Consider the following 701-nt stretch of genomic DNA (forward strand, 5'->3'; position numbering starts at 1 on the left):
TCCGGCAGCTCGGGTGGCGACCAGCCGGTCGCCGGGAACTGGGACGGCGGACCCGCCGGCAACGTCGGCATCTTCCGCCCCTCCACCGGCCAGTTCCACCTCCGCAACGACGACGGAAGCCTCACCACCGTCGACTGGGGCGGCACCGGCGACCTCCCCGTCAGCGGCAACTGGGACGGCACCGGACCCGACAACATCGGCATCTACCGCCCCTCCACCGGACAGTTCCACCTCCGCATGGACGACGGAAGCCTCGTCCTCCTCGACTGGGGCGGAAAGGGCGACCTCCCCATCGCCGGGAACTGGGACGGCGGCGCCTCCGGCAACATCGGCATCTACCGCCCCTCCACCGGACAGTTCCACCTCCGCAACGACGACGGAAGCCTCACCACCGTCGACTGGGGCGGCACCGGCGACCTCCCCGTCAGCGGCAACTGGGACGGCACCGGACCCGACAACATCGGCATCTACCGGCCCTCCACCGGACAGTTCCACCTCCGCATGGACGACGGAAGCCTCGTCCTCCTCGACTGGGGCGGAAAGGGCGACCTCCCCGTCTCCGCCAACTGGGACGGCGGCAACGGCGCCCCCGCCACCAACATCGGCATCTGGCGCCCCTCCACCGGCCAATTCCACCTCCGCGCCGACGACGGCACCCTCATCACCCCCATCGACTGGGGCCAGCCCCGCTAACCACATCA

The 701-nt window shown here is 70.6% G+C and carries 1 pseudogene; it reads left to right on the forward strand.

The window, feature by feature from the left end:
- Positions 1–693: pseudogene (locus tag ACFP3U_RS36990) on the forward strand (hypothetical protein); the annotation flags it as partial.
- Positions 694–701 lie beyond the last annotated feature (8 nt).

Source organism: Kitasatospora misakiensis (assembly GCF_042656005.1).
GTDB classification, from domain to species: Bacteria; Actinomycetota; Actinomycetes; order Streptomycetales; family Streptomycetaceae; genus Kitasatospora; species Kitasatospora misakiensis.